Raw genomic sequence first — 8,611 nt, forward strand, 5'->3', positions numbered from 1 at the left:
GCTGAGTTCTGTAGCGATCGATACGGAATCTGTGTATGGTTGAATCCGTAACGACCGCTACAGAAATAACGAGGTCCCGCCATGTCCGTGTCCGTCATCACGAAGACCGCCCCCTACGCCCGCACCGTCCGCAAGGAGAGCGGTGGCCCCGGGCTCCTGCTGGCCCACGGGGGCGGCGGGGCCGTCGACAGCAACTTCGGCGCGATCCTGGAGGAGCTGGCCGCCCGCCACAGCGTCGTCGGCGTCGACTACCCCGGGACCGGGGGAACCCCGAAGTCCGAGGAGCCGCTCGAACTCGACGAGCTGGCCGATCAGTTGGTGGCCGCCGCCGACGCGGAGGGGCTGGAGCGATTCGCCGTGCTCGGGTACTCGATCGGCGGGAACGTGGCCCTCCGGGTCGCCGCCCGGTACCCCGAGCGGGTCACCGCGCTCGTGCTCACCGCCACCTTCGTCCGGGCCGGGAACCGGCTGGAGCTGGTCGCCGACCTGTGGTCGGGGCTGGCGGCGCGCGGCGAGAGCGAGCTGCTGGCCAGGCTGCTGGTCCCGCTCGCGCTCAACCCGGCGGTGCTGGAGGGGCTGACCCCGGAGCAGGCGGAGGAGGTGGTGCTGGCGACCGCCGCAAACATCCCGGCCGGGGCGGGCGACCACGTCGACCTGCTCAAGGGTGCCGATCTGCGCGCCGAGGCCGCGGGGGTCGGCGTACCGACGCTGGTGATCGCGACCACCGAGGACCCGCTCGTGCCGCTCTCCCTCCAGCGGGATCTCGCGGAGGCCATACCGGGCGCGCGACTCGCGGAACTGCCCACCGGGCACCTCCCGTTCGCCGAGCGCCCGGCCGAATGGGCCGCGCTGGTCACCGGTTTTCTGGCCGAGGCTCCGGTGCGCTGAGGAAGCAGAGGCGGGCCTTCTTCGCCGGGAGGTAGACCTCGGGCAGGTCGATCTCCGGGAGTTCGATCTCCGGGCCGAGCGTGAAACCGGTCCGCTCCAGGCGGGCGAGGGCCTTGTCGTTGCGGGCGTCCGGCTCCGCCACCACGCGCCGGGTGGCGGGGTCGGAGAAGAGGTGGGCGAGGAAGGCCGTCAGCAGGCCCCCGCTGAAACCGCGTTCGGGGGCCCCGTCGCCGGGGGCGATCAGCAGGTGCACGCCGACGTCACCGGGCTGGACCTCGTAGCACTCGCTGACGCGGTCCTCGGCGCAGTCGTACGTCTGGAACAGTGCGACCGGCACCCCGTCGCGGGCGGCGATGAACGCGTGGTGCGTGGTGCGGCGGTCGACGTCCTCGTAGATCTCCTGGACCAGCTCCCGGCCGGCCCCGCCCATGCCCCAGAAACGGGCCCGCTCCTGCGTGACCCAGCCGTGGATCAGGCCGGAGTCGGCTGCCGGGTCGACGGGGGTGATGGTGACCGTGCCGAAGCCCTCGACGAGGTGCGTGTACACGGGCCGTCGGGTCGAGCTCATATCGATTCCTTGGTGAGGCGGGCCCAGTCGGTGACGACCGGGACGAGTTCGCAGCGCGCCCACAGGGGCAGCTGGTCGCGGTGGTGGGGGGTGCCGGTGACGCCGTCCGCGCCCAGCGGGACCGCCCAGAGGCTGTCCTCGCGGCGGGCGAGGTCCCAGACGTAACGGGCCGCCGATGCACGGGCGGTGAGGTCGGTGAAACCCGGGACGGAAGAGGTGGCGTTCACGCAGTCGTGGTCGCCGCCGAGGCCCGGCCACTCGGCCTCCGGGTCCGGGAGCGCCGACCACGGGGTGAGGCGGTGGAGCTCCGCCCAGGGGGTGTCGGGGGCGCCGGCCGCGGCCGTCTCCTCCAGGGCGGCGCGCACGTGGGCCGCCCGGTCGAGGGAGGGGAGGAGGGGCGTGGCGAGCAGGCCTTCGAGGGCGTAGCCGATCCGGGGGACCAGGTACAGCCACGGGTGGAACACCTCGGGGCCGCGGGGGGCGCCGGCCAGGTCCGCGAAGACGGGGTCGGCGGCGAAGCGGCGTACGGTCGCGGTACGGAAGGCCGCGAAGACGGCGGCATCGGCGCTGTCGGCCGCCATGTGCCGGTCCCAGGCGAGCAGTCGGGCGCGCAGCGCATCCGCCGCGGGGGTCAGGCCCTCGAAGGCGGGCAGCAGGGCGAGCAGCGGCTCGGCGGAGGCCAGGTGCGTGTCGGCGTGTACGTCGGCCATCGCCTTCGGGGTCCAGTCCGCGGAGCCGCTGAGCAGCGCGCGGATGCGGTTGGCGCGGTGCGGGGGCGCGAACTCCACGCCGAGCGGCGAGGCGATCCCGCGGGCGTTCGCCATGACGGCGAAGCCCTGCACCGGCTCGGCGGGGGTCTCGGCCCAGCCGCCCCGCCAGGTGTGGCGGGGGTCCCAGGCGGGGACCGGGCGCAGCCGGTTGGCGCGGTCGCGCAGTGGGACGGCGCCCGCGACGCGGTGCAGGAGGCCGCCCGCGGAGTCGGCGGCGTGGACGACGTTGACGGGCTCGGCCCAGCCGTCGAGGGCGCGGTCGATGTCGGCGACGGTACGGGCACGCAGGAGGGCGGGGAGGGCGGCGAACCCGAGGTCCTCGCGGACGCGGGGCGGGTAGCGGAGGGAGAGGCACTGACCGGTGGCGGTGGCGGTGGCGGTGGCCTTGCCAGTGTCCGTGTCGGCGGGCTCGGGGTCGGTGTCGGCCGTGCGGACGATCACCGGGCCGCGGGCGGTTTCCAGGACCTCGACCTCGACGTCCTCGCCGCCGGCCACGGTGATCGTCTCGGTGTGCCGCTGGACGGGCTCCCAGGTGCCCTCCGGCCCCAGGGCCTCCACGCCCGTACCGTCCGCCGTGGGCCGCAGCCGCTCGGCGTACAGGTCCTGGTAGTCGGCCATCGCGTTGGTGATGGCCCAGGCGGCGCTGCCGGTGTGCCCGAAGTGGCCGAGGCCCGGGACGCCGGGGACGGCCAGGCCGAGGACGTCGTAGTCCGGGCAGGAGAGACGTATCTGCTGGTAGACGCCCGGGTCCTCGATGAACCGGTGCGGGTCGCCCGCGATGATCGCCGAACCGCTCGTGGTGCGGTCGCCCGGTACGAGCCAGCCGTTGCTGCCGGCGGTGCCGGGGCCGTCGGTGGCGAAGAGGGTGACGGCGTCGTCGCCGAGGGCGCGGGCCACGCGCTCGCGCCACAGCTTGGTGGCGAAACCGGCGAACAGGATGTGCGTGGCGGTCCAGATCGAGAGCGGAACCCAGGGCTCCCAGGGGGTGGGGGTCAGGCCGGTACGCGCGAAGCGTGCGTCGCGGGCGGCGCCGGCGGCCAGTCCGTCGTTGACTCCGTCGACGTACGCGCCGACCCAGGCGGCCGTCCGCGCGTTGAGGGCCGCGTGGCAGCGGCGGGCGGTGTCGTCTAGGCGGCACTGGCGGGCGAAGCGGTCCCAGGCCACGGAATCCGCGCCGAGGAAAGCGGCGCTGGAGCCCTGGGCGCGGTGCCGTTCGACCTCCAGCTGCCAGGCGCGGTCGAAGGCGGTGACCCGGCCCTGGGCGTAGGCGAGGGTGAGCTCGTCGGAGGCGCGCAGGTGGGGGATGCCCCAGGGGTCGCGGAAGACCTCGTAGTCCTTGCCGGCACTGCTCTCGCTGGTCACGCTGCTCATCCTCTTCCCCAAGCTGAATTAGGTTAGGCTGGCCTAACTATAGGGGTGTCGGGGGAGGGGTCGACCCGCCTCAGGCGCCGGTCACTCCGTCGATCGCCTCGCGCAGGAAGTCGGCGTGGCCGTTGTGGCGGGCGTACTCGTGGATGAGGTGGAGCATCAGCATGCGCAGCGAGGCCTCCTCCTCCCAGCGCGGCACGAAAGCCGTCACGTCGAGGGATGCGGCGTCGGCCTCGATGCGGCGGGAGTGGGCCACCTCCGCCTCCCACGCGCCGAACGCCTCGGCGCGGTCCGAGCCCGAGGCGTCGTAGGCGGCCTGGAAGTCGTGGCTGTCCGACCACAGGTGCGGGAGCTCCTCGCCGTTCAGGACCCGGCGGAACCAGTGCCGCTCCACCTCGGCCATGTGCCGGACCAGGCCCAGCAGGGACAGGGTGGAGGGGGGCATCGAGGCGCGGCGCAGCTGCTCGTCGGTGAGGTCCTCGCACTTCCAGGCGAGGGTGGCGCGGTGGTAGTCGAGGTAGGCGCGGAGGGTCTCGCGCTCGTCGCCGGTGAGGGGCGGGGAGATGCGTTCGATGCGGTCCATGCGGACGATCCTGCCCTCTGGTTCCACGCCGCGGAAGGCTTCTGCCTCCGCCTGCGGAGCCGCCACCGGCGTCACCGGCCGGGACTCCTCTACTCGGCCGCCCACACGTACGGAACCGTCACCGCCAGCGCCGCGAAGCCCAGCCGTTCCAGGATCGGGCGGCTGTCGTCCGAGGCGTCCACCTGGAGGTACGGGATGCCGCGGTCCGCCGCGATGCGGGCGCGGTGGGCGACCAGCAGGCGGTAGATGCCCCGGCCGCGCCATTCGGGGGCCGTGCCGCCGCCCCACAGGCCCGCGAACGACGAGCCGGGCCGCATCTCCATCCGGGCCGCGCTCACCGGGGTGTCGCCCGCCATCGCCACGACGGCGGCGATCGTCTCCGGCTCGTCCCGCAGCAGGTCCAGCATCAGCTCCCGGATCCGCGGCCGCTCGGTTCCGAAGGCCCGCGTGTGGACGTCCATCATCAGGTCGACCCCGGCCTCGTCCGTCACCACCCGCAGGGTGATCCCCTCCGGCGGTTCCAGGGGCAGCCGCGCGAGCTCGGCGACCGACCCCACCATCAGCGTCTCCGCCGGCTCCGGCACGAAGCCCGCCGCCCGCAGCCGGTCGCCGAGGTTCGCCGGGCGGTCGTAGTCGTAGAGCTTCCACTCGAACTCCGACGCCCCGCACTCCGCGATGAACGCCACCTGCGCGGCGATCTCCGCGTCCGCCGTCGCCTCGTCGAGGTCCGACCAGAGCACGCCGCTCCACCCGAGCCCAGGCACGGTCTGCCGGACCACCGCGCCCACCCGTTCCACCCGGGCCTGTGCGGTGTCCGGCCGCGCGCCCTCGCGCACTTCGGCGTCGAACCGTCCCCGTACCTTCTGAAGTTCCTGGAGATCCATCGTCATCGCCCCAGCTGATCAGTGTCCGACGCGGCCGCACAACTGCATTAGCCTCACCCCGTGAACGACGACTCCACCATCTACACCGGCAAGGCCGCCCCCGACGCGGCCGCCGACCGCGGCTGGCTCCTCGGCCACTTCAAGGACCCCGGGGACCCCCGCCACAGCGCGGACGTGGAGATCAAGTGGGGCGTCCACGCCAAGGGCGAGGAGCGCGAGCGCTGGGCCACCGGCGAGCGGCGCACCGCGCTGCTGGTGCTGATCAGCGGGCGCTTCCGGCTGGAGTTCCCGGAGCGGACCGTCGTGCTCGCCGAGCAGGGGGACTACGTGCTCTGGGGCCGCGGAGTGGACCATTCCTGGTACGCCGAGGAGGACGCGGTGGTCCTCACCGTCCGCTGGCCCTCCATTCCGGGCTACCGGACCGACGAGCCGGAGACCGAGCCGGAAACCGCGACATTCCCCGCAGCCCTGTGACGATGCACACGAAAGGGGCCAACGATCACGAAACGCTGAGATCGTAGCGGTGTATATCAGTTCAAGAGTTCTGTTCTGTGCGTTCTTTGCGGCGGGCTGTTCCCGGTAAAGATCCGAACCACCAGGGAGCACGTCCGTTGGCAGCAATCGCCCGCTGGTGCATGCGGCATCGACTCCTCGCCGTACTGATCTGGCTGCTCGCGCTCGGCGGGACGGCGGCGGCCGCGACGACCGCCGGATCGGCGTTCTCCAACGATTACGAGGTCCCCGGCACGGAGTCCGGCAAGGCGAACGACCTCCTGCGCGAGGGCTTCCGCGGGCACGGCGGGGACACCGACACCGTCGTCTGGCGGACCCCGGCCCACCAGAGCGCCCGCACCCCGGCCGTCGAGGAACGCATGACCCGGGCGCTGGACACCATCGCCCGCCTGCCCGGCGTCGGATCGGTCACCGGCCCCTACGGGCCCGGCGCCGAGAACGCCGCGCAGATCAGCCCCGACGGGCGCACCGCCTACGCCGTGGTCACCTTCGACGAGCAGGCCGACTCCGTACCCAAGGCCCAGGCCAGGGCGGTCGTCGACGCGGCGAAGAACCCCGCCACCGAAACCGACGGCCTCCAGGTCGAACTCGGCGGCCGCGCCATCGGCCTGACCGAGGCCCCCACGGCCCACCTCGCCGAGGTCATCGGCGTGGCCGTCGCGGCGCTCGTCCTCTTCCTGGCCTTCGGCTCGCTCGCCGCGAGCCTGCTGCCCATCGCGACCGCCCTGGTGAGCGTGGGCACCGCCTACTTCGGCATCACCCTGCTCGGGCACGCCATGCCGGTCGCCGACTTCGCCCCGATGCTCGGCACCCTCATCGGCCTCGGCGTCGGCATCGACTACGCGCTGTTCATCGTCACCCGGCACCGCAAGGGCCTGGCCCGCGGACTCGCGGTCGAGGAGGCCGCCGAGAACGCCGTCGCCACCACCGGCCGGGCCGTCGTCTTCGCCGGCGCCACCGTCTGCATCGCGCTGCTCGGCATGCTGGTGCTGCGGCTGAACTTCCTCAACGGCGTCGCGATAGCCGCCTCGGTGACCGTGGTCCTGACGGTCGCCGCCTCCGTCACCCTGCTCCCCGCCCTCCTCTCCGCCATCGGCCTGCGCGCCCTCTCCCGGCGCGAGCGCCGCAAGCTCGCCGCCGAGGGGCCCCAGCCCGAGCGGACCACCGGCTTCGCCGCCCGCTGGTCCGCCTTCGTGGAGCGGCACCCCAAGCTGCTCGGCCTCCTCGCGACCACCGTCATGCTCGTGTTGGCGCTGCCCACCCTCTCCCTCCACCTGGGCACCTCCGACCAGGGCAACAACCCGGCCGGCTCCACCACCCGGCAGGCCTACGACCTGCTGGCCGAGGGATTCGGCCCCGGCTCGAACGGGCCGCTCACCGTCGTCGCCCGCCTCGACGGCGCCGGCGACCGCCTCGCCGTCGACCGGCTGGCGGACACGCTCCGTACGACGAAGGGCGTCGCCTCCACCGTCCCGGCCGTCTTCAACCGGAGCGGGGACACCGCCGTCCTGATCGTCGTACCGGACTCCGCCCCCCAGTCCCGGGCCACGAGCGACCTCGTCGACAGGCTCCGCGAGGAGGTCGTCCCGCGAGCCGGGCAGGGCAACTCCATGCAGGTCCACGTCGGCGGGGTGACCGCCGGCTACGACGACTTCGCCGAGGTCATCATCGGCAAGCTGCCGCTCTTCGTGGGCGTGGTGATCGCCCTCGGCTGCGTGCTCCTGCTGCTGGCCTTCCGCTCGATCGGCATCCCCCTCAAGGCCGCGGCCATGAACGTCGCCGCCGTCGCCTCCTCCTTCGGAGTGGTCGTGGCGGTCTTCCAGTGGGGCTGGGGCAGCGAGCTGCTGGGCCTGGGCAGCGCCGGGCCGATCGAACCCTTCCTGCCCGTGATCATGGTGTCCGTCCTCTTCGGACTGTCGATGGACTACCAGGTCTTCCTCGTCAGCCGGATGTACGAGGAATGGCTGGAAACCGGCGACAACAGGCGGGCCGTCCGCGTCGGCCTCGCCGAAACCAGCCGGGTCATCAACTCGGCGGCCGTCATCATGATCGCCGTGTTCCTGGCCTTCGTACTGAGCGGCGACCGGATCATCGCGATGTTCGGCATCGCGCTCGCCGCGGCCGTGGCCCTCGACGCCTTCGTCCTGCGCACCCTGCTCGTCCCGGCCCTCATGCACATGCTCGGCAGCGCCAACTGGTGGCTGCCCGCCTGGCTGGACCGGCGGCTCCCCAAGATCAGCATTGAGGCCCCGGAACGCGGTCCGCATGCGAAACTTCCGGCACAGAGGCCGGGCGGAGACACCGCGAAGCCGGCCGACGCCGTACCCGTGTCCCGCTGACCAGCCGTAAGGACCCCACGCATGTACGCGATAGACCTGGCCGAAGACGCCCAGCTCAAGCCGCTGGAGGTGTGGCACGCCGAAGAGTTCCTCGCCCACATGGACCGCGGCCGCGAGTTCATCGGCCAGTACGTCGGCTTCCCGGACCGCGCCACCGACCTGGACTCGGCGCGCGAGCTGCTCCGCACCAACGCCGAGAAGGCCGCGAACGACAGCACCCGGTTCTTCGGCATCTGGGTCGAGGGCACCCTCCGCGGCGGCGTGCTCTACCCGGCCTTCGACGCCGCCGGCGGCAACTGCGAGGTCGGCTGCTGGCTGGAGCCCGCCGCCGCCGGACGCGGGCTCGTCACCGCCGCCTGCCGGGTCCTCATCGACTGGGCGTTCAACGGGCGCGGCATGCACCGCGTGGAGTGGCACGTCGCCACCGGGAACAAGAAGAGCATCGCGGTCGCCGAGCGCCTCGGCCTGACCCGCGAGGGCGTGATGCGGGAGAACCACCTGCACCGGGGCGTGCGCCAGAGCACCGAGGTCTGGGCGGTCCTCGCCCACGAATGGCCCGCCGTCCGTCCCGCCTGAGCCGCCGGCCGGCCCCGCCGCCGCGGGGCCGGCCCGGTTTCACAAGAACCACCCCATGCGGCCGCCCACCGGGGCCCCCCAGCGCCCCACCCACGCCCCCCCCCCCCACGCCCTCCGCCAGG

Annotated in this window: 8 protein-coding genes; 4 read left to right on the top strand and 4 right to left on the bottom strand. The window is 73.2% G+C overall.

Annotated elements, in window-relative coordinates; all coding sequences use genetic code 11:
* The first annotated feature begins 81 nt into the window (after nt 1-81).
* Nucleotides 82-888, top strand: a complete 807-nt coding sequence (locus tag ACFTXQ_RS15540) for an alpha/beta fold hydrolase (protein ID WP_382640813.1) — start codon at nt 82-84, stop codon at nt 886-888.
* On the opposite strand, the gene ACFTXQ_RS15545 is transcribed toward ACFTXQ_RS15540, so the two are convergent.
* The 4 genes from ACFTXQ_RS15545 to ACFTXQ_RS15560 all read right to left on the bottom strand — a co-directional run bounded on the left by ACFTXQ_RS15545 (nt 854) and on the right by ACFTXQ_RS15560 (nt 5,061).
* A complete protein-coding gene (locus ACFTXQ_RS15545; RefSeq protein ID WP_382640816.1) occupies nt 854-1,456 on the bottom strand; it encodes a GNAT family N-acetyltransferase in 603 nt (200 codons plus the stop codon). The genes ACFTXQ_RS15540 and ACFTXQ_RS15545 overlap by 35 nt on opposite strands.
* Entirely contained in the window at nt 1,453-3,597 is a 2,145-nt protein-coding gene (locus ACFTXQ_RS15550) for a penicillin acylase family protein (protein ID WP_382640819.1), read from the bottom strand. The genes ACFTXQ_RS15545 and ACFTXQ_RS15550 overlap by 4 nt, the downstream gene beginning before the upstream one ends.
* A gap of 70 nt (nt 3,598-3,667) precedes the next feature.
* Nucleotides 3,668-4,177 carry a DinB family protein gene (locus tag ACFTXQ_RS15555; protein WP_382640822.1) on the bottom strand — a complete coding sequence of 170 codons (510 nt, stop codon included), beginning with the start codon at nt 4,175-4,177 and terminating at the stop codon, nt 3,668-3,670.
* An 89-nt stretch (nt 4,178-4,266) separates the two neighbouring features.
* Nucleotides 4,267-5,061, bottom strand: a complete 795-nt coding sequence (locus tag ACFTXQ_RS15560; RefSeq protein WP_382641014.1) for a GNAT family N-acetyltransferase — start codon at nt 5,059-5,061, stop codon at nt 4,267-4,269.
* A 60-nt stretch (nt 5,062-5,121) separates the two neighbouring features.
* On the opposite strand from ACFTXQ_RS15560, the gene ACFTXQ_RS15565 reads away from it, so the two are divergent.
* The 3 genes from ACFTXQ_RS15565 (at nt 5,122) to ACFTXQ_RS15575 (ending at nt 8,489) form a co-directional block, all read left to right on the top strand.
* Nucleotides 5,122-5,535 (top strand): signal peptidase I, encoded by a 414-nt coding sequence (locus tag ACFTXQ_RS15565; protein WP_382640824.1) that lies wholly within the window; start codon nt 5,122-5,124, stop codon nt 5,533-5,535.
* Between the two features lie 137 nt (nt 5,536-5,672).
* Nucleotides 5,673-7,913, top strand: coding sequence for an MMPL family transporter (locus tag ACFTXQ_RS15570; RefSeq protein ID WP_382640827.1), 2,241 nt, complete (start codon nt 5,673-5,675; stop codon nt 7,911-7,913).
* A gap of 21 nt (nt 7,914-7,934) precedes the next feature.
* Complete coding sequence (locus ACFTXQ_RS15575) at nt 7,935-8,489, top strand: GNAT family N-acetyltransferase (protein ID WP_382640830.1); 555 nt, start codon at nt 7,935-7,937, stop codon at nt 8,487-8,489.
* Nucleotides 8,490-8,611: the final 122 nt, after the last annotated feature.

The organism is Streptomyces sp. NPDC057010 (genome assembly GCF_042673805.1).
Classification (GTDB): Bacteria; Actinomycetota; Actinomycetes; order Streptomycetales; family Streptomycetaceae; genus Streptomyces.

What these genes read in the sequence shown, in the direction of transcription:
- ACFTXQ_RS15540 (WP_382640813.1), top strand. Translation starts at nt 82, where the DNA reads ATGTCCGTGTCCGTCATCACGAAGACCGCCCCCTACGCCCGCACCGTC.
- ACFTXQ_RS15545 (WP_382640816.1), bottom strand. Translation starts at nt 1,456, where the DNA reads ATGAGCTCGACCCGACGGCCCGTGTACACGCACCTCGTCGAGGGCTTC.
- ACFTXQ_RS15550 (WP_382640819.1), bottom strand. Translation starts at nt 3,597, where the DNA reads ATGAGCAGCGTGACCAGCGAGAGCAGTGCCGGCAAGGACTACGAGGTC.
- ACFTXQ_RS15555 (WP_382640822.1), bottom strand. Translation starts at nt 4,177, where the DNA reads ATGGACCGCATCGAACGCATCTCCCCGCCCCTCACCGGCGACGAGCGC.
- ACFTXQ_RS15560 (WP_382641014.1), bottom strand. Translation starts at nt 5,061, where the DNA reads ATGGATCTCCAGGAACTTCAGAAGGTACGGGGACGGTTCGACGCCGAA.
- ACFTXQ_RS15575 (WP_382640830.1), top strand. Translation starts at nt 7,935, where the DNA reads ATGTACGCGATAGACCTGGCCGAAGACGCCCAGCTCAAGCCGCTGGAG.